Source organism: Kitasatospora sp. cg17-2 (assembly GCF_054031055.1).
This window is the reverse complement of sequence record NZ_CM132923.1, coordinates 5236426-5256128: the sequence shown is the minus strand read 5'-3', so window position 1 is coordinate 5256128 and position 19703 is coordinate 5236426. Positions and strand designations below refer to the sequence as shown.

18 protein-coding genes, 1 tRNA gene and 1 pseudogene are annotated in these 19703 nt (G+C 72.6%); 17 read left to right on the top strand and 3 right to left on the bottom strand.

The features are described 5' to 3' along the window. Positions 1-41: 41 nt before the first annotated feature. Positions 42-1649 carry a helicase HerA-like domain-containing protein gene (locus ACW14Y_RS22265; protein ID WP_456983107.1) on the bottom strand — a complete coding sequence of 536 codons (1608 nt, stop codon included), beginning with the start codon at positions 1647-1649 and terminating at the stop codon, positions 42-44. A 180-nt stretch (positions 1650-1829) separates the two neighbouring features. Between ACW14Y_RS22265 and ACW14Y_RS22260 the strand changes: the two genes are divergently transcribed. Together ACW14Y_RS22260 and ACW14Y_RS22255 are read left to right on the top strand one after the other, a co-directional pair. After that, entirely contained in the window at positions 1830-2126 is a 297-nt protein-coding gene (locus ACW14Y_RS22260) for a type II toxin-antitoxin system VapB family antitoxin (RefSeq protein WP_030061387.1), read from the top strand. A 243-nt stretch (positions 2127-2369) separates the two neighbouring features. Beyond that, the gene (locus ACW14Y_RS22255) at positions 2370-3038 is read left to right on the top strand and encodes a LytR C-terminal domain-containing protein (protein ID WP_456983104.1); all 669 of its coding nucleotides are present in this window, start codon (positions 2370-2372) and stop codon (positions 3036-3038) included. A gap of 107 nt (positions 3039-3145) precedes the next feature. Here ACW14Y_RS22255 and upp read toward each other — a convergent pair whose 3' ends face one another. Next, entirely contained in the window at positions 3146-3781 is a 636-nt protein-coding gene (upp, locus tag ACW14Y_RS22250) for a uracil phosphoribosyltransferase (protein ID WP_030392574.1), read from the bottom strand. Between the two features lie 173 nt (positions 3782-3954). On the opposite strand from upp, the gene ACW14Y_RS22245 reads away from it, so the two are divergent. The 8 genes from ACW14Y_RS22245 to ACW14Y_RS22210 all read left to right on the top strand — a co-directional run bounded on the left by ACW14Y_RS22245 (position 3955) and on the right by ACW14Y_RS22210 (position 9070). Next, positions 3955-4191: a hypothetical protein gene (locus ACW14Y_RS22245; protein WP_380300933.1), complete on the top strand. Its 237-nt coding sequence runs from the start codon at positions 3955-3957 to the stop codon at positions 4189-4191. Positions 4192-4431: 240 nt separating this feature from the next. Continuing rightward, a complete protein-coding gene (locus tag ACW14Y_RS22240) occupies positions 4432-4977 on the top strand; it encodes a tRNA adenosine deaminase-associated protein (RefSeq protein WP_375983563.1) in 546 nt (181 codons plus the stop codon). 57 nt (positions 4978-5034) lie between these two features. Next, on the top strand, positions 5035-5544 hold the full coding sequence (gene tadA / locus ACW14Y_RS22235; RefSeq protein ID WP_380391021.1) for a tRNA adenosine(34) deaminase TadA: 510 nt from the start codon (positions 5035-5037) through the stop codon (positions 5542-5544). A 69-nt stretch (positions 5545-5613) separates the two neighbouring features. Continuing rightward, a tRNA-Ser gene (locus tag ACW14Y_RS22230) sits at positions 5614-5703 on the top strand. 583 nt (positions 5704-6286) lie between these two features. Next, on the top strand, positions 6287-6427 hold the full coding sequence (locus ACW14Y_RS22225; RefSeq protein WP_266271863.1) for a hypothetical protein: 141 nt from the start codon (positions 6287-6289) through the stop codon (positions 6425-6427). A gap of 60 nt (positions 6428-6487) precedes the next feature. After that, the gene (locus ACW14Y_RS22220) at positions 6488-6781 is read left to right on the top strand and encodes a Dabb family protein (protein WP_456983101.1); all 294 of its coding nucleotides are present in this window, start codon (positions 6488-6490) and stop codon (positions 6779-6781) included. A gap of 301 nt (positions 6782-7082) precedes the next feature. Continuing rightward, positions 7083-7952 carry an RNA polymerase sigma factor SigF gene (locus ACW14Y_RS22215; protein WP_380391018.1) on the top strand — a complete coding sequence of 290 codons (870 nt, stop codon included), beginning with the start codon at positions 7083-7085 and terminating at the stop codon, positions 7950-7952. A 176-nt stretch (positions 7953-8128) separates the two neighbouring features. Then, complete coding sequence (locus ACW14Y_RS22210) at positions 8129-9070, top strand: RNA polymerase sigma factor SigF (RefSeq protein ID WP_380310050.1); 942 nt, start codon at positions 8129-8131, stop codon at positions 9068-9070. Positions 9071-9107: 37 nt separating this feature from the next. Here the strand turns inward: ACW14Y_RS22210 and ACW14Y_RS22205 are convergent, their stop codons facing one another. Continuing rightward, complete coding sequence (locus tag ACW14Y_RS22205; RefSeq protein WP_456983098.1) at positions 9108-10034, bottom strand: tyrosine-protein phosphatase; 927 nt, start codon at positions 10032-10034, stop codon at positions 9108-9110. Positions 10035-10445: 411 nt separating this feature from the next. Between ACW14Y_RS22205 and ACW14Y_RS22200 the strand changes: the two genes are divergently transcribed. From ACW14Y_RS22200 to ACW14Y_RS22170, 7 genes and pseudogenes are all read left to right on the top strand, one after another. Further along, positions 10446-12824: a hypothetical protein gene (locus ACW14Y_RS22200; protein ID WP_456983096.1), complete on the top strand. Its 2379-nt coding sequence runs from the start codon at positions 10446-10448 to the stop codon at positions 12822-12824. A gap of 104 nt (positions 12825-12928) precedes the next feature. Next, positions 12929-14434: a GT4 family glycosyltransferase PelF gene (gene pelF / locus ACW14Y_RS22195; protein ID WP_380310056.1), complete on the top strand. Its 1506-nt coding sequence runs from the start codon at positions 12929-12931 to the stop codon at positions 14432-14434. A gap of 52 nt (positions 14435-14486) precedes the next feature. Next, entirely contained in the window at positions 14487-16001 is a 1515-nt protein-coding gene (locus tag ACW14Y_RS22190) for a hypothetical protein (protein ID WP_380310058.1), read from the top strand. A 153-nt stretch (positions 16002-16154) separates the two neighbouring features. After that, positions 16155-17147: an SDR family NAD(P)-dependent oxidoreductase gene (locus ACW14Y_RS22185; protein ID WP_380310060.1), complete on the top strand. Its 993-nt coding sequence runs from the start codon at positions 16155-16157 to the stop codon at positions 17145-17147. Between the two features lie 72 nt (positions 17148-17219). After that, positions 17220-17921: pseudogene (locus ACW14Y_RS22180) on the top strand (nucleotidyltransferase family protein); the annotation flags it as partial. Between the two features lie 164 nt (positions 17922-18085). Next, positions 18086-18991 (top strand): NAD-dependent epimerase/dehydratase family protein, encoded by a 906-nt coding sequence (locus ACW14Y_RS22175; RefSeq protein ID WP_380391013.1) that lies wholly within the window; start codon positions 18086-18088, stop codon positions 18989-18991. After that, on the top strand, positions 18988-19692 hold the full coding sequence (locus tag ACW14Y_RS22170) for a spherulation-specific family 4 protein (RefSeq protein WP_380310064.1): 705 nt from the start codon (positions 18988-18990) through the stop codon (positions 19690-19692). The genes ACW14Y_RS22175 and ACW14Y_RS22170 overlap by 4 nt, the downstream gene beginning before the upstream one ends. The last annotated feature ends 11 nt before the right edge of the window (positions 19693-19703 follow it).

The window sequence follows — 19703 nt, the reverse complement described above, 5'->3', positions numbered from 1 at the left end:
GAGGCCCCGACCGGCCCTCCGCCTACGGCCCCACCCGCCCCTCACCGGCGCCGCCGCGAGGTCCCGAACAGGCTCCGGGAGATCTCCCGCCCGAGCTGCGTCCCGGCGGACCGGGCGAAGGACTTGAGCGCCGGGTTGCTCATCAGCGACCCCAGCAGCCCGCCGCCGCCCTCCTGCGCCCGCTCCGGCGACCGCCCCGACGAGCGCTCCGGCGACCGCTCGCGCGCGGGCTCCGCACCGCCCGCGGACGCCGGGTCCGGCACCGGGTCCGGCACCGGCTCCGCCTCCGGCCGGGCCGCCCGCGCCGCCAGCTTCTCGTACGCCGACTCCCGGTCGATCGCGTCCCGGTACTTCCCCGCCAGCGCCGACCCGTCCACCGCCGCCTGCAGCGCCGCCGGCGCGATCGGCCCCATCAGCGACTGCGGCGCCCGCAGCCTGGTCGCCGCCACCGGCGTCGGCGCGCCCTTCTCGGACAGCACCGTGATCACCGCCTCACCGGTCCCGAGCGAGGTCAGCACCTCCCCCAGGTCGTAGGCGGGCGACTTCGGGAAGGTCGAGACGGTCGCCTTCAGCGCCTTGGCGTCGTCCGGGGTGAACGCCCGCAGCGCGTGCTGCACCCGGTTGCCCAGCTGCGCCAGCACGTCCGCCGGCACGTCCTTCGGCGTCTGGGTGACGAAGAAGATCCCGACCCCCTTCGAACGGATCAGCCGGACGGTCTGGGTGATCGCCTCCAGGAAGGCCTTGGAGGCGCCCTTGAACAGCAGGTGCGCCTCGTCGAAGAAGAACACCAGCTTCGGCCGGTCGAGGTCCCCGACCTCCGGCAGCTCCTGGTAGAGGTCGGCGAGCAGCCACATCAGGAAGGTCGAGAACAGCCTCGGCCGGTCCTGCACCGCGGGCAGCTCCAGCACCGAGACCACGCCCGCGCCCCCGTCCGCCGTCCGCAGCAGCTCGGCGGTGTCGAACTCCGGCTCGCCGAAGAACGCCCCCGCCCCCTCGTTCTCCAGCAGGGTGAGCGAGCGCAGGATCACCCCGGCGGTGGCGGCGGAGATCCCGCCGATGCCCTTCAGCTCCTCCTTGCCCTCGGGCGAGGTGAGGAAGGTGATGACCGCCGTGAGGTCCTTCAGGTCGTACAGCTCCAGGCCGTTGCGGTCGGCGTAGTGGAAGACCAGGCCGAGCGAGGACTCCTGGGTCTCGTTCAGGTCCAGCACCTTGGACAGCAGCAGCGGGCCGAAGCTGGTCACGGTCGCCCGCAGCGGGATGCCGCTGCCCAGACCGCCGAGCGCGTAGAACTCGGCCGGACAGCCCTGCGGCCGCCAGTCCTGGCCCACCTCGGCGGCCCGGGCGGCGGTCCGCTCCCCCGGCTCGCCGGGCGCGGCCACGCCGGAGACGTCGCCCTTGATGTCGGCGAGGAACACCGGCACGCCCTGGGCGGACAGTTGCTCGGCGATCAGCTGGAGGGTCTTGGTCTTGCCGGTGCCGGTGGCCCCCGCCACCAGCCCGTGCCGGTTGAGCACCGCGAGCGGCACCCGCACCGGGGCGTCGGCGTACGCGGTGCCGTCCAGCAGCACCGCGCCGAGGTCCAGCGCGGGCCCGGTGAAGGCGTACCCGTCGGCGATCTCCCGGACGGCGGACGGAACGAGAGCGGACATCGGGCACCCTCCCGGGCGGTGCGGCGGCCCCGCGGGCCGGAGGAACGGGCATCGATCCCGAGGGATCTACACGACATTTCCCATGAAACAGCCGCAATCCCCCGCCCGCAGCTCGCACCGGTGCGCGTGGCGACGCCACGGCTGCTGGGCCATCCGCCGCCCAAACGGTAGGCTTTCCGTGTGATCTTCAAGCGCATCGGCAATGGTCGGCCGTACCCGGATCACGGCCGTACCAGCACCCGCCAGTGGGCGGACGTCGCCCCGCGCCCGGTGCGACTCGACCAGCTGGTGACCACCAAGGGACAACTGGATCTGGAGACCCTCCTGGCGGAGGACTCCACCTTCTACGGGGACCTCTTCGCGCACGTCGTGAAGTGGCACGGGGACCTGTACCTGGAGGACGGACTGCACCGCGCGGTCCGCGCCGCGCTCCAGCAGCGCCAGGTGCTGCACGCCCGTGTCCTCGAAATGGAATGACCACCAGGTCGGTTCACCCGGCCGCACGTGTCGGACCGCCCTCCGGTCAGTACCGGGGGGCGGTCCGTTCGTACCGGGGTGCCGCCATTCGGGTCCCGGAGTACTCCGGATGATGATCGTTTAGTACCTTCGCGGCAGTACGGCACTAATCTGCTGACTACGGCCGCGATCGCCTTCCCGCGACGCCGCGTCCCACCTTCACCCGATCCCCGCCCCGGCACGAGGGGGAGACAAACCGTGAGCATGTTGACTCCCCAAGGTCTGAAGGGGAAGCAGTACCGGATCACCGGCAACGCGTATCCGCGGCTGGGCCGCCCACCGAAGAAGAGCCGCAAGGTGTTCGCGCTGCTCGGCGCACTGCTCGCGCTGGCGTTGATCGGCCTCGGCGGCGTCCAGCTCTGGGACATCTTCAGCGGCAAGGGCAAGAACGCCTCCGCCCAGGCCTGCGCCGGCCCCTCCGGCAAGCCGCTGGCCGCCCCGACCCCGGAGGCGCCGACCGTGCCCGGCACGGCCGCCGCCCCGATCGACCCCGCGGCGGTCCCGCAGCCCGCGGCCGTCACCGTGAACGTCTACAACGCGACCGCCAAGGCGGGTCTGGCCGCCCGCACCGCCGAGGAGCTCAAGAAGCGCGGCTTCACCATCGGCAAGGTCGGCAACGCCCCGGCGGAGCTCGACAAGAAGGTGCCCGGCACCGCCCAGGTGGTCGCCGGCCCGGCCGGCGCCGGGGCGTCCACCCTGGTCGGCTCGGTGATCGCCGGTGCCACCAGCACCGCCGACGCCCGGACCGACGGCACCGTGGACTTCGTCATCGGCGACAGCTACAACACCCTGCTCGACGACACCCAGGCCGCCGCCGCGCTGGCCCTGGCCACCCGACCGGTCCCCGCCCCCAGCAGCACCGGCAACTGCTGACCCCGCCCCGGATCCCGGCACGGATCCGGGCACGCACCCCCCGCACGCACGACGGAGCCCCCCGGTCCAGTACCGGGGGGCTCCGTCGCATCCGTGTCCGGACGGGTTCAGCCCGCCGTGCCGTACAGCCGGTCGCCGGCGTCGCCGAGGCCCGGGACGATGTAGCCGTTCTCGTTCAGCCGCTCGTCGACGGCCGCGGTGACCACGGTGACCGGCAGGCCGGACAGCTCGCGCTCCATCACCGCGACGCCCTCCGGGGCGGCCAGCAGCACCACGGCGGTGACGTCGGTGGCGCCGCGCTCGATCAGCATCCGGATCGCCGCGACCAGCGTGCCGCCGGTGGCCAGCATCGGGTCGAGCACGTACACCTGGCGGCCGGACAGGTCGTCCGGCATCCGGGTGGCGTAGGTGGAGGCCTCCAGGGTCTCCTCGTTGCGCACCATGCCCAGGAAACCGACCTCGGCGGTCGGCAGCAGCCGGGTCATGCCGTCCAGCATGCCGAGGCCGGCGCGCAGGATCGGCACCACCAGCGGGCGCGGGTAGGAGAGCCGGGTACCGGTGGTGACGGCCACCGGGGTGGTGATCTCCACCTCCTCGGTGCGGACGTCCCGGGTGGCCTCGTACGCGAGGAGGGTCACCAGCTCGTCGGTCAGACGACGGAAGGTCGGCGAGTCGGTGCGCTCGTCGCGCAGGGTGGAGAGCTTGTGGGCGACCAGGGGGTGGTCGACGACGTGGATCCGCATGCGTCGAGGTTAGCCCGCGCCCGGACGCCCGTACGACACGCCGTGCCAGGCCGCGCCGCGCGCCGCCCGGGCCGGTGCTCACTCTGCCGTGACGCGCGGTGACGCACCGCGAATGTCCGGACGGAACGGCCTCCTGTGGTATCAACCCGGCCGATCTGGGAAAGTCAGGTCCTATGACGAGCAACCCGAACCACGGGAACGGCTCGGCGGACGGGGCCTCGACCTCGTCGGGCGGCCTCTCGGGCCCGCCCCCGGACCGTCCGGAGACCGAGGCGGAGCGCCGCAGGCGCCGCGCTGTCTTCCTGCGCGAACTCACCGAGGCCCGCGAACTGCGCGAGCGGGTCCAGCCCCGCCGCACCAAGGAACGCCGGATGCGCGAGGCCATGCGGATGCGAACCTTCCGGATCTGACGGGCTCTCCACGGGTTCTCCACAGTCCCGCTGCCACCCCGTCGCCGTACACCGTCCGGCGGCCAACCCTTCCGACACGACCTGCAAAGACGCGCTGCAGAACACCCCCCGCAGAGCCTGGCTTTCTGTCACGATTCCGATGGGACGGTCCGAACAGCGGGCCGCCTCTGGCGCGGGGGCGGCCAGTTCCGCGTCGCCCGAGCGCGCCACAGCCGAGACGAGATCTTGGGAGTGTCCCTGGTGGCGTACTTCGCTGCAGTGCTTGCTCGCTCCGAGGACGGGTGGGATGTGAGCGAGACGGAGCTGGACTCCGTCGAAACCCTCGCCGACCTGGCCGATCTGGCCCGCGGAGCGGCCCAGGACGACGACAGCGTCCTGGTCTTCATCGAACAGGAGGACGCCTGGTTCGCCATCGTCCGGGTGGACGGCGAGGAGGACCCGCGCATCTTCGTGTCGGACGGCGCCGCCGCCGCCCGCAGCTCCTACGGCTCGGTGCTCACCGACGAACTGGTGGACCAGGCCGGCGAGAGCGAGTTCGGCGACCTCGACAACCTGGTCGCCGAGCTGGAGGAGGAGGCCGAGGCCGAGGAGCAGGACGACGAGGACGGCGAGGGCCACAACGGGGTCCCGGTCGGCCCGCTCGGCGACGCCCACCTGCTGACCGAGTTCGGACTCGCCGCGGACGCCCTGCTCTCCCTCAGCGGCGAGGGCGCGGTGCCCGGTGACGCCCTGGAGGAGATCGCCGAGGCGCTCGGCTGCGGCGAGGTCCTGGAGGCCGTCCGGTAACGCCCCGTGTCCACCGCCCGGACCACCGGGCCCCCGACATGCCCGACACTGGATGCCATGCAGTCCGTCCGACCGATCCCGCCGCTGCCCGCTCCCGTCCGCCCCGATCCGGTCCGCGACCGCTGGGCGGCGCCGATGCGCCTCGCCATCGCCGAGGCCGCCCTGGCGCCGGCCACCGGGGACGTCCCGGTCGGGGCGCTCGTCCTCGGCCCGGACGGCGGGATCATCGGCCGGGGCCACAACGAGCGCGAGGCCGTCGGCGACCCGACCGGCCACGCCGAGGTGGTCGCGGTCCGCGAGGCCGCGCGCAGGGTCGGCGAATGGCGGCTGAGCGGCTGCACCCTGGTCGTCACCCTGGAGCCCTGCACCATGTGCGCGGGCGCGATCGTGCTCTCCCGGATCGACCGCGTGGTCTACGGCGCCCTCGACGAGAAGGCCGGCGCGGCCGGCTCGCTCTTCGACGTGATGCGCGACCGGCGGCTCAACCACCGCCCCGAGGTGATCCCGGGCGTCCTCGCCGACGAATGCGGCGCACAGCTCCGCGCCTTCTTCGACACCCAGCGCTGACCAGCGCCCCGCGGCCGCCCCCGGACACGGATTTCGTTCCCGCGCCACCCGTCCGGTAGAGTTCCCCTCGGTAGCGTGTCCGAGCGGCCAAAGGAGCACGCCTCGAAAGCGTGTGTGGGGGCAACTTCACCGTGGGTTCGAATCCCACCGCTACCGCCAGCCAGACCGAGAGCCCGTCCGGAGATCCGGACGGGCTCTCGGCGTTCCCGCGCACCGCAGGGCGTTCCCGCCCGCCGGGAGCGGGCGGGACTCCCCGGACCCGGCTTCCCCGGACGCAAACGCAGACACAGACGCGGACGCGGGCGGGCGTCCGCGTCCGGGCACGAAAAAGGGCTCCGTACCCGTCGGCCGATGACCACCAACGCCTGTCGAGTACGGAGCCTGGAAGGGGGGAGCGGCTCGGGGGGACTGACCGCTCCCCCAGGCGGAGTCCCACAACCGGGAGCCGCGTCGGGGGGAAGTCGCGGCGCCCGGTCCCACAGCGGGGGCTCCGGATCCATGTACCGGTGATTCCTGCCAGATCCCTCGGTACATCAACCATCCTGCCGTCCGCGACGGGCCGCGGCACCCGGAGAAAGGCCCCTGTCCCGGGGACCTTCGTCCCGCCGGGTGAACGCGTCGCACACTTGATAGACCGTCCGGGTGGATAAGCTGCCCGTTGCACGGGCCGCTCGGGGACCGAACGGCGGCGGCCCACGGCAGGGAGGAAGGTCACCGGATGGCGCAGGCGAAGAAGATCGGAATGGTCCTCCTGCTCATCTTCGTGCTCTACACGATCATCACCTCACCGGCCCGCTCGGCCGAGCTGGTGCAGTTGGGCTTCGAAGGCATCTCCAACGCCGCCAAGGCGATCGGCACGTTCATGACCGGCCTGGTGAAGTAGTCCGGGACCCACCGGCTACGGTGGGCCCGACATCCGACCCCGTCCGCGAGGAGCGGCACCGTGATCCGCCACCTGGTCCTGTTCAAGCTCAACGAAGGCGTCAGCAAGGACGACGAGCGCGCGCTCGCCGGCGCCGAGGCCTTCGCCGGGCTCGGCCCGGTCGTCCCCGAGCTGCGCGAGTGGGAGTGCGGCTGGAACACCACCGACCGCGACATCGCCCACGACTACGCCATCAACAGCCTGGTCGAGGACCGTGACGCCCTCCAGGCGTACCTCACCCACCCCGCCCACCAGGCCGCGGCCGCCCAGTGGCGCGAGTTCGCCACCTGGGTGATCGCCGACATCGAGGTCTGACCCCGGCAGGCCCTCCTCCGGAGGCCCCGGCCCCGGCCGGCGCGTCCCCCGGACGGCCCGCGGCGCCCCGCCCGACACCCGGGCGGGGCGCCTTGCTCTGTCCAGGAACCGTCCCCGGCCCACCCCTCCCACGGGACCGCCCGGCACCGGGCTCCGCACCAACACACCTCTGCGCGGTACTTGCCCGACATGCGCCCGCCTTGTGATGCTATGACCGGTTTTGCCGGACATGGTGAGGTGAGGAACGAAAAAGGGCACCCGGTCCGCAGGTCCCACCGTTGTCAACATTGGGAGGGGTGACGTGTCCGTGCGGACACCAGGGAGCGCACCGGACGACGAGGTGCTCGCCACCGTGATCAGCCCGGCCGGAGAGCTCCGCCCGGACGGCCTGCGCGGGCCCGGCGGACGTCCCACCGTCGATGTCCGGACCCTCACCCGGGTGCTCTTCGAGCGGCTGGCCGAGCTGCCTCCCGAAGCCCCCGAACGGGAACGGGTCCGGGCCGCGCTGATCGAGGTCAACATCCCGCTGGTCCGGTACGCCGCCACGCGCTTCCGCAGCCGCAGCGAGCCGATGGAGGACGTCGTCCAGGTCGGCACCATCGGGCTGATCAACGCCATCGACCGCTTCGACCCCGGCCGGGGCGTGCAGTTCCCGACCTACGCGCTGCCGACCATCCTCGGCGAGATCAAGCGCTACTTCCGCGACAACGTCCGCACCATGCACGTCCCGCGCCGGCTCCAGGAGCTCTGGGTGCAGGTCAGCGGGGCGATGGAGGAGCTCACCGTCACCCACGGCCGGACTCCCAAGGTGCCGGAGATCGCCGCCAGCCTGCGCATCCCCGAGGAGGACGTCCGGGCCTGCCTGGACGCCGGGCGGGCCTACAACGCGGCCTCCCTGGAGGCCGCCCAGGAGCACGAGGGCGGCCTGGCCCTGCTCGACCGGCTCGGCTACGAGGACTCCGCGCTGGCCGAGGTCGAGCACCGGGACATGGTCCGCCACCTGCTGGTCCAGTTGCCCGAGCGGGAGCGACGGATCGTCATGCTGCGCTTCTTCGCCAATCTGACGCAGTCGCAGATCAGCACCGAGCTGGGGATGTCCCAGATGCACGTCTCCCGGCTGCTGTCCCGGATCCTGACCAGGCTCAGGACCGGCAACTCCTGGGACGAGTGACCGGCCCGCCGCGTCACGGCCCGACAACGGGGCGTCACCACCGCGTGACATCTTGCGACGTTCGGGTTTGCCGGGGAGCGTGAGCCGGTATGGAGGGGGGAAGAGGGCCGGCCGGGAGCACGGGAACGTTCCCCCGGCGGCACCCGTTGGACCGTCAGTCACGAGGGGGTGGGTGCATGTCCGGAGACCTGGGCACTGCGGAGATCCACGCTGAAGCGGCCTCCGCCGCGCAGATCCCGCTCCAGCGGGCCGGGACCGCACCGGACTCCGGAACGGCGCCGGACGTCGGGACGCCGCCGGGCCCCGGGGCCGCGGCGGACACCGGAGCCGCGCCGGACGCCGGAGCGCCGGCCTCCGGACTCGACACCCGGACGCTCTCCCGCTCGCTGTTCGTGCGGCTGGGCGCCCTCGATCCGGGCAGCACCGAGCACACCTACGTCCGCGACACCCTCATCGAGCTCAACCTGCCGCTGGTCCGCTACGCCTCGGCGCGGTTCCGCAGCCGCAACGAGCCGATGGAGGACATCGTCCAGGTCGGCACCATCGGCCTGATCAAGGCGATCGACCGCTTCGACCCGGAGCGCGGGGTCGAGTTCCCGACCTTCGCGATGCCGACGGTGGTCGGCGAGATCAAGCGCTTCTTCCGCGACACCAGCTGGTCGGTGCGGGTGCCCCGGCGGCTCCAGGAGCTGCGGCTGGCGCTCACCAAGGCCGGCGACGAGCTCGCCCAGCGGCTCGACCGCTCCCCGACCGTCGCCGAGCTGGCCGCCTGCCTCGGCGTCAGCGAGGAGGACGTGGTGGAGGGCCTGGCGGTCGGGAACGCCTACACGGCGAGCTCGCTGGACTCCAGCCCGAGCGACGAGGACGGCGAGGGCCCGCTGGCCGACCGGCTCGGCTACGAGGACCTCGCGCTGGAGGGCGTGGAGTACCGGGAGTCGCTCAAGCCGCTGCTGGCCAAGCTGCCGCCGCGCGAGCGCCGGATCATCATGCTGCGGTTCTTCGGCAATCTGACGCAGTCCCAGATCGGCGAGGAGATCGGCATCTCCCAGATGCACGTCTCCCGGCTGCTCACCAAGACCCTCACCCAGCTGCGCGCGGGCCTGACCACCGAGGGCTGAGCCGGGCCGGCCGTCGGGCAGTGGGCCGGGGGCCGGCTCAGGCCTCCGGCGCGCCGGCGCCCAGGGGCGGCTCCGCGGCCGCCCGGGGGGCCGTCGCGCCCACCGGGGCCACGAGGTCCGACGGCGCGCCGGGCTCCAGCAGATTGGCCCGCAGGCCCGCCAGCACGCCCGCGTCCAGCCCGAGGCCGTCCACCCAGAACGCGTCGAAGTCCGGCCAGCCGGCCCCGACCTCCTCGAAGGCCGCCGCCAGGTAGTGCCGCTCGGCCCGGAAGACCGGAAGCAGCAGCTCCGGCTCGCTCATCAGACCGCGGACCCGCAGACTCTCCAGGACGGTCCCGACCACGGCGGCGGAACGCTCGTTGGTAAGCAGATAATCCGTGAACACCGTTTCCCGGTCCACCCCCAGAGCGGTCAGCAGTACCGCCGCCGTCCACCCCGTCCGGTCCTTTCCGGCCGAGCAGTGGAACAGCAGCGGCGAGGCACCCGGTTCGGCCAGGAGCCTCAGCACCCGGGCGAATTGTTCGCGGGCAATGGAATCGGTGACGAACCACCGGTAGAGGCCGGTCATCATCGCCCCGGCGCGCCCGTCGCCGAGCAGGGCGCGCTGCCCGGCCGGGTCCGGTTCGGACAGCGCCGAGCGCAGGGTCGCGTGGATGTCGAAGTCCGCCGCGAAAACCGGCAGGTGATGCAGAGTCATGCCGTCGGCCGTCCGGTCCGCCCCGGCCTCGCGGACCTCGTCCCGACTGCGCAGGTCGACGATCCGGCGAAGGCCCAGCCCCGCCAGCCGCCCGAGGTCCTCGTCGGTGAGGCGGTGCAGGCCGTCGCTGCGCAGCGCGACGCCGGCCCGGAGCACCAGCCCCTCGGACGTGCGGTAGCCGCCGAGGTCGCGGGCGTTCACGGCACCGAACAGGCCCAGGCTGCGGGCGGCCGGGAAATCGGCGGCCCCGGTCGGCTGATCGGTCACGCTGCGCCCCCCATTGGATATTCGGACGGTGACATGGCACAACCGTGAGCGATATTGCATGAACCTGCCCATCAAAACGGCAGGATGTGCAAGAGTGTCACGGGCAACGCGGCCAGTGTAGGGTCCGGTTCATCCGTCGGCTCACACGATGGGTGAGCAGCGGTAACGCTCGGTTCCAGGCTTTAATTTTTAATTGATTATTTGCGCAGTCGGCACGGTTTCGGCCACAATCAGCGCCCTCATGGCCCGACCATGAACGTTGGTAACAGATTCGCTGCACTCCTGCCCATTCGGTCCCGCCAGGAACGCAAGTTCCACCAGGATGGGCGGCGGGCAGCCTGCTGCCCTCGAACAGCTACGGGCAGGTGAACGCGAGCAGCGGAGCGCCCTGCCCAGGGGAGGAAAGACAACATGGGTCGAGCGACCCGAAGAGTTGCCGCCTGCGCGGCAGCCGTTCTGCTGGCCGGTGGCCTGCAGTCGTCCCTCGCGCACGGCGCCACCACTACGCCCCGGATCGACCTCACCGTGCTGGTGATCAGCGACGGCGGTCCGGCCACGGCCGCCATCGCGGCCGAGCTCAAGAGCCAGGGCACCCCGTACAAGCTCGTCGATCTCAACGACGCCGGCCGTCCGGTGATCGACGCGGCCTTCCTCAGCGACACGCTGAACGGCCAGCCGCGCGGCAAGTACCAGGGCATCGTCCTGCCGAACGACAACCCGTTCACGGCCGGCTCGGCCGAGATGGCCGCGATCGCCGCGTACGAGGCGGCGTTCGGTGTCCGTCAGGTCGACGCCTACACCTACGCCCGTCCCGACGTCGGCCTGAACTGGGCGGTCAACCCGGGTTACATGGGCACCCTGGACGGCTTCCAGGGCCAGGTCACCGCCTCGGGCCTGGGCGGATCGTTCGGGTACCTCAAGGGCACCATACCCTTCGAGGACAACGACCCGGCCATCTCGGAGAGCTACGGCTACCTGTCCACTCCGAGGACCGACCTGCCCGCCGGCTCCAGCTTCACGCCGCTGGTCGAGGTGCCGATACCCGGCAGCACCGCCAAGGGCTCGCTGGTCGGCGAGTACGCCCACGACGGCCGCAAGGAACTGGTCGTCACCTTCGTCTACAACCAGTACCAGCAGCAGTACCGGCTGCTGGCCCGAGGCATCGTCGACTGGATCACCCAGGGCGTCCACCTCGGCTACGACCGCAACTACTTCGCGGCCCACGTCGACGACGTCTTCCTGGCCGACGACCGCTGGGACACCGTGCTGAAGTGCACCCCCGGTGACGTCACCTGCCCGCCCGGCACCCCGGAGACGGCCAACCCGATCCGGATGACGGTCGCCGACGCGCAGTTCGCCAAGCAGTGGCAGCTCGACCACAACTTCACCATGGACATGGTGTTCAACGGTGGTGGCAGCGAGGACTGGAAGGCCGACCACGAGACGACCACCGACCCGGTGGTCGACCAGATGATCGCCGACCAGAGCAGCTACCGCTGGGTCAACCACACCTACACCCACCCGTACCTGGGCTGCCTCCAGGACGTCTCGGTGGTCCCGTGGAAGTGCACCAAGAACGCCGCGGGCAGCACCGTCTGGGTCGACCAGGCCACCATCACCTCCCAGATCAAGAACAACCTCGACTGGGCGGCCGCCCGGGGCCTGGCCCTGGACAAGTCCGAGCTCGTCACCGGCGAGCACTCCGGTCTGCTGACCGCCCCGCAGGAGACCAGCGACAACCCGTACCTGGCCCCGTCGCTGGCCGCCAACGGGGTCAAGTGGACCGCCAGCGACGCCTCCCGCGAGCCCGCCCAGCGGGCCGTCGGCGCGGCGCTGACCGTCCCGCGGTACCCGATGAACGTCTTCTACAACGCCGCCACGGCGAAGGAGGAGACCGACGAGTACAACTGGATCTACACCAGCGCGGCCAACGGTGGCAGCGGCGTCTGCGAGAACAACGCCAACTCCACCTGCCTGCCGACCCCGCTCGACGTGAACACCGGCTACCAGTCGTACATCGTGCCGCTGGAGGCCCGGATCGACCTCGGCCACGTGCTGAACAACGACCCGCGGCCGCACTTCATCCACCAGTCGAACCTGTCCGAGGACCGGATCGTCTACCCGGTGCTGGAGAAGGTCCTCTCGACCTACCGCTCGCTGCACGCCGACAACACCCCGGTCGTGAACCTGGCGCAGAAGGACCTCGGTCTGGAGTTCCAGCGCCGCGCGGCCTGGAGCAGCGCCGTCAGCAACGGCCAGGTCACCGCCTACCGCGTCGGCAACGCGGTCCGGGTCAGCGCCCCGTCCGGCGTCCAGGTCCAGGCCACCATGCCGACCGGCACGGTCCAGCAGCTCGCGATCGGCACCGCCGCCTTCGGCACCGCCTACGCGGGCTCGCTGTCCGGCTGGGTCAAGCCCGGCCAGCTGCAGAGCGCCGTCCAGCTGCAGCTGCCGGCCGCGCCGGCCGCCCCGGCTCCGGTCAGCCCGTCGGTCGCGGCCAAGTCCGTCGCGGCTCCGGCCCCGGCCGACACCAAGGTCGTCCCGCAGGGCACCGCGGACGCCGTCCCGGCCGGTCCGGGCGACACCGACCGCACCGACGCGCCCACCCTGGTCCCCGGTAGTGGGGCCCCGGTGGCGGGCAAGAACGTCGCTCCTGGTACCACTGCTGGTAAGGCGACCGGTACCACCGGGAAGGCCGCCGGCAAGGGCGACACCGCACAGCACGGCAAGGCCTCCGGGGGGAAGGCCGAACCCGTCAAGAAGACCGCCGGTACGTCCGGCACCCGCTAGACAGGTGAACCCGGTGGCGGGTCGGCTCCCCCGGCCCGCCACCGGCACCACCCACCGGCCGCATCGGCCGGGAGCTTGAGGCAAGAACAGGAGGGGGGACAGGAATGCGCGTCACCCTGCTCACCGAGGGGACGTACCCGCACCAGCACGGCGGTGTGAGTGTCTGGTGCGACCAACTCGTACAGGGCATGCCGGACGTCGAGTTCGACATCATCGCCGTCACCGGTACCGGACACGAAGCACTGGCCTGGGAGCTGCCCGCCAACGTGCGGTCGGTCACCACAGCCCCGCTGTGGGGCCCGGCCTCGGAGGGCAAGGCACCGCGGGGCAAGGACATGCGCCGCTTCCTCAACGCGTACGAGCGCTTCCTGCACTCCATCCTGGACCCGGTCTACACCACCCACTTCGGCACCGAGCTGTACGGCTTCGCCGACCTCGCCCGGCGCGGGCTGCTCAGCCCGGCGCTGCGCAGCGAGCGCGCCCTGCGCACCCTGCAGCACGTGTGGACCCGCGAGTACCTGACCACCGCGGTCTCCCGGCCCACCATGCACGACGCGCTGAACGCCACCGACCTGCTGGAGCACGCCCTGCGGCCGCTCTCGGTCGAGCCGCCGCGCGACGGCGTGGCGCACGCCGCCAGCGGCGGCCTCGCCACCCTGCCGGGCCTGATCGCCTCCCAGCAGTACGGCGTACCGTTTCTGCTGACCGAGCACGGCATCTACCTGCGCGAGCGCTACCTCGGCTACCGCACCGGCCCGTACCGCTGGCCGGTCAAGGCGCTGCTGCTCGGCTTCTACCGGATGCTCGCCGAGGAGAGCTACCGGCGGGCCGCGCTGGTCACCCCCGGCAACCGGTACAACCGGCGCTGGGAGGAGCGCGGCGGCACGCCCTCCACGCACATCCGCACCGTGTACAACGGCGTCGACCCGGCGGCCTTCCCGCCCGCCGGTCCCGAGCCGGAGACCCCGACGCTCAGCTGGGCCGGCCGGGTCGACCCGATCAAGGACCTCGAAACGCTGATACGCGCGTTCGCGATCGTCCGGCGCGAGATACCCGACGCCCGGCTGCGGCTGTTCGGTGGCACCCCCAAGGGCGGCGAGGCGTACCGCGAGAAGTGCGAGGCGCTGGCCGCCGAACTCGGCACCGGGGACTCGGTGGTCTTCGAGGGCCGGGTCGCCGACATCACCGACGCGTACGCGGCCGGGAACGTGGTGATGCTCTCCTCGATCAGCGAGGGCTTCCCGTTCACCCTGATCGAAGCGATGTCCTGCGGCCGCGCCACCGTCTCGACCGACGTCGGCGGTGTGCGCGAGGCGGTCGGCGACACCGGCCTGGTCGTCCCCCCGCGCGAGCCCGAGCCGATGGCCGCGGCCGCGATCGAGCTGCTGCGCGACTCGGAGCGCCGGGCCCGGCTCGGCGAGCAGGCCCGGCTGCGGGTGATCGACCAGTTCACCCTCCGCCAGAACATCGACGGCTTCCGCGGCATCTACACCGAGCTGCTGGGCACCGCCCGCTGGCTCCCCGAGGGCGTGGTCGCCGTCACCGACGGCCCGCCGGACCCGGACTGGGAGCAGGCGGCCGAGCAGGAGCGCAGCGAGGTGACCGCATGAGCGAGGGCACCGAGCGAATCATCGACCGGCGCGCGTATCGCGAGGTGACCGCATGAGCGGGCCCCTGCGGCTGGTTCCCGGCGAGGCGGTCGACGAGACCGTCCAGCTGCGGGTGCTGCCGCTCAAGCGACGCCGCCCGACCCTGCCGCCCCAGCGCCCACCGGTGCCGGAGCAGCTCGACCTCTCCGCCGACCCGCTGGACGAGCTCGCCGAGCGGCTGCGCGACATCTGCGCGGACGCGGTCCACCCCTACGAGATCGCGGCCATCCTGGAGTCCGACGGCCTCTCCGACGAGCAGGCGGCCCTGCTGTACGGCCGCCCCGATTCCTTCACCCTCGCCGAGGAGCTGTTCGAACGGGTCGAGCGCCGCTACCCCGGACCGAGTGCCGAGTTCGCCAACCCCTGGCGGGCCGACCCCTGGCGGTGCGTCGTGCGCGGCCTGGTGTTCGCCCTGCCCGGCCTCGGCTACCTGCTCGGCGCCAACCTCTTCGCCGCCGACCGGATGCGCTTCGGACTGCCCTCGGGCATGCTCGCGCTGTCCGTCGCGACCCTGGTCAGCTGGTCCTGGAACCAGGCCCTGGCCCACCGCTCCTACGCCTGGCTGGGCCGGGGGCGGCGGCGGTCGGCCGCGGCCTGCCTGGCGATCGGGGCGCCGCTCGGCGCGCTGACCGCGGCCGTCGCCGGCTATGTCGTCGGCGGACCGCTGGGCGCGCTGTGCTTCGCCGCCGGACAGTCCGGCTACCTCGCGGCGGCCACCGTGCTGCTGGTGCTCGGCCGGGAGAAGTTCCTGCTGCTGGCGCTGGCACCGTCGGCCGTCGGAGCGGGCGTCGTGCTCGCCGTCGACGTGCCGCAGGTCGTCCGCACCGCGGTGCTGCTGGCCTCGCTCGGCCTCGCGGTCTGGCTCGCCGCCCGGGAACTGCTGCGCTGCCGACGCGGCGAGGCCGAACCGGTCCCGCTGCGGCTGCCGCTGTTCAAGGAGCTCCCGCACCTGCTGTTCGGCCTCGCGGTCGGCACCCTGACCCTGATCGCCGGACTCGGTGTCACCGTGCACCAGGCGGTGCGCACCGGGAGCGCCGAGGGCGTCTCGACCAGCCCGACGGGGCCGGCCATGATCGCCCTGACGCTGAGCCTCGGACTCGCCGAGTGGCTGCTCTTCCGCTACCGGGCGATGGCCGTGGCCGCGCTGCGCACCAGTCACACCCCGGTCGAGTTCGCCCGCCGCACCGGCGGTGTGCTGCTCGGCTGCCTCTTCATCTACCTCACCACCGTGGCCGCCCTCGACGCCGCCGCCACCGTGCTCTGGCCAGGCGCCCCGGCGCTGGGCGTCCCGGAGCTCGGCGCGCTGCTGCTGCTGGGCGGCTCGCTCTGGCTGGCGCTGCTGCTGAACGCCTTCGGGCTCAGCTGGAGCACCGCCCTCATCTGTCTGGCAGCCGCGGGCGCCGAGTGCGCCGGACTGCTGACCGGTGCGGACCCGACCGTCCTGCAGCTGATCGGCTGCGGGGCCGCGGCGGCAGTCCTCACCGCCCTCGCCGGGCCCGTGCTCGGCCGCACCACCAAGCACCGCTGATGCGGGGCCCGCTGAACCGGCACCGCTGAACAGCTGAACAGCGCACCACGGAACCAGCACCGACCGAACCACCTCCGGCCGGGTCACCACCGTCACCACACCCGGCCGGTCCGTGCAGTACACGTCCCCGAAAGACACAGGAAGCGAATCACCATGAGCAGCGTCGCCGTCACCGGAGCCGAGGGTTTCATCGGCTCCCACCTCGTCGAGGCCCTGGTCGCCGACGGGCACCATGTCCGCGCGATGGTCCAGTACAACTCGTTCTCGTCCTTCGGCTGGCTGGAGACCCTCTCCAAGGAGGTGCTGGACTCCGTCGAGATCGTTCTCGGCGACGTCCGCGACCCCGGCTCCGTGAACGGCCTGGTGAAGGGCACCGAGGCGGTCTACCACCTGGCCGCCCTGATCGCGATCCCGTACTCCTACCAGGCCCCGCACTCGTACATCGAGACCAACGTCACCGGCACCCTGAACGTCCTGGAGGCCGTGCGCCACCTCGACATCCCCCGTCTGGTGCACACCTCGACCAGCGAGACCTACGGCACCGCGCAGACCGTGCCGATCTCCGAGGACCACCCGATCAACACCCAGTCCCCGTACGCCGCCTCCAAGGCCGGCGGGGACCGGCTGGCCGACAGCTACCACGCCAGCTTCGAGACCCCGGTCGTCACCCTGCGCCCGTTCAACACCTTCGGCCCGCGCCAGTCGATGCGCGCCGTCATCCCGACCGTGATCGCCCAGCTCGCGGCCGGCGAGACCGAGATCACCCTCGGCGACCTGCGCCCGACCCGTGACTTCATGTTCGTCAAGGACACCGCGCTGGCCTTCCGCACCGTCGGCACCGCCCCCGCCGAGTCCGTCGTCGGCCGCACCTTCAACGCCGGCACCGGCGGCGAGATCTCGGTCGGTGACCTGGTCTCCCTGGTCGGCAAGCTGATGGGCGTCGACGTCACGGTCAAGGAGGACGAGCAGCGCATCCGCCCGACCAACTCCGAGGTCATGCGCCTGGTCGCCGACGCCACCCGGCTGCGCGCCGCCACCGGCTGGACCCCGCAGTACTCCCTGGAGGAGGGGCTGGAGCAGACCATCGAGTTCTTCCGCGACCCGTCGAACCTGGCTCGCTACAAGACCGACATCTACAACGTCTGACCCGGTCCCGCCTTCCGGCCGCTCCCGGCACCGAAGGTCCCTTGTCGCATCGACTTCCGTGGGGGAACCACCATGCACGCAGTGATCCTGGCCGGCGGTAAGGGCGTCCGACTCCGCCCGTACACCACCGCGCTTCCCAAGCCGCTCGTCCCGATCGGCGACCAGCACGCGATCCTGGAGATCGTGATGCGCCAGCTCGCCGCCGCGGGCTTCCAGACCGTCACCCTGGCCATCGGCCACCTCGGCCACATCATCCGCGCCTACGTCGGCAACGGCTCCCAGTGGGGGCTGCGGGTCGGCTACGCCGTCGAGGACAGCCCGCTCGGCACCCTCGGTCCGCTGCTCACCATGCAGGACCGGCTGCCGGACAACTTCCTGGTGATGAACGGCGACGTCCTCACCGACCTGGACTTCGCCGGGGTGCTCAAGCACCACGAGTCGTCCGGGGCCCCGCTCACCATCGCCACCTACGCCCGCCAGGTGAAGATCGACTTCGGCGTGCTGACCGCCGAGGACGGTGCCATCACCGGCTTCCAGGAGAAGCCGAGCATCGACTACCGGGTCTCGATGGGCGTGTACGGCGTCTCCCGCGCCGCGCTCGCCAAGTACACCCCGGGGCTGCCGCTGGGCTTCGACGAGCTGGTGCTGGACCTGCTCGCCGCCAAGACCCCGCCGTCCGCCTACGAGTTCGACGGCTACTGGCTCGACATCGGCCGCCCGGACGACTACGACCGGGCGAACGCGGAGTTCTCGCTCAACCGCTCGCTGCTGCTCCCCGACGAGCCGGCCACCGCCGGTCCCGTCGCGGGAGAGGGCCTGTACGCGGTGCCGAACGGCCAGGAGCGGTCGGTCCCCGCCGCCCGCACCGCCGTCGACGCCGCCGACGGCCAGTCGGCCGCCGCGGTGCCCACCGGCCCCGAGAACGACGGACGGGCCGCGTGAGGATCCTGCTGCTCGGCGCCGACGGCTTCCTCGGCCGCCACGCCGCCACCGCCCTGCGGTCCCTGCCGGGTGCCACCGTCCTGACCGCCGGACGGCGGCCGGACCACGACCTGCGGCTCGACCTGGCCACCGCCCAGGCCGGCCCGCTCGGCGAGGAACTGGCCGCGCACGCCCCGGACGCGGTGGTCAACTTCGCGGGTGCGGTGGCCGGCAGCGCCGTCAAGCTCGCCGAGGTCAACGCCCGGGGCCCGGCCGTGCTCTGCGAGGCGCTCGAACAGGGCGCCCCGAAGGCCCGGCTGGTGCACATCGGCTCGGCCGGCGAGTACGGCGTCTGCGCCCCCGGCAGCTCGCTCGCCGAGGACGCCGACGCCCGACCGGTCGGCGTCTACGGCGCCACCAAGCTGGCCGGCTCCCTCGCGGTGGCCGGCTCGCCGCTGGACGCCGTGGTGCTCCGGGTGTTCAACCCGGTCGGCCCCGGCGCCCCGGCCGGTTCGCTGCCCGGCCGGCTCGCCGCCGAGCTGCGCCGGGCCGCGCCGGAGGGCACCGACGGGGTGGTGCGGGTCGGGGACCTCTCGGCCCACCGCGACTTCGTCGACGCCAGGGACATCGCCCGCGCGGTCGCCCTCGCGGTGGCCGCCGAGGGTCCGCTGCCGCGGCTGCTCAACCTGGCCTCCGGGCAGGCCCGGCCGGTCCGGGCGATCGCCGAGGGCCTGGTCGCGGCGGCCGGTTTCGCCGGCCGGATCGACGAGAGCGGCGCCGGCTCCGAGCGCTCGGCCGCCGTGTCCTGGCAGCAGGCCGACGTGTCGGCCGCCGCCGCGGCACTGGGCTGGCACCCGGAGACCGGGCTCGACGAGACCCTGCGCGACCTCTGGCTCTCCACCGAACCGCTGGTCACCGCATGACGGGCGCGAGCCACCACGACGGCCGCCTGCTGGTGCCGCTGTACGTCCACCCCGCGGTGGACCCGGCGGCCTGGCAGGCGGTCGCCGCCGCCGACCCGAAGCGGATCGCCGCCGTCGTGCTCAACCTCGCCGACGGTCCGGGCGACCCCGACCACGTGTTCGCCGAGGCCGCGGAGGAACTCCGCGAGGCGGGCCTGCCGCTGCTCGGCTACGCCGACACCGACTACGGCCGACGGCCGCACGCCGCCGTGGTGAACGACATCCTGACCTACCGTCAGCGCCACGGCATCACCGGCGTCTACCTCGACCAGGTGTCGGCCGCGCCCGGCGCGCTGCCGCACTACCGGCGCCTCGCCACCGCGGCCCGCGCCGCCGGCTGCACCACCGTGGTGTTCGGCCACGGCGACCACCCGGACCCCGGCTACGCCGAGGTCGGCCTGGCCGACCTGCTGGTCACCTTCGAGGGCGACTGGTCGGCGTACCAGGAGCTGGCCCTGCCGCTGTGGACCGGCCGGCACGCCGCCGCCCGGTTCTGCCACCTGGTCTACGACGTGCCCGTCGAACGCTCCGGGGAGGCGGTCGCACTGATCGCCGCCCGCCGGGCCGGCGTCGGCTGCGCCGTACCGGGCACCGGGGACAACCCCTGGCGCACCCTGCCGCACGAGCTGACCGTCGGTCGGCCCGTCACCGAACCCACCTGACCCCACTCGGA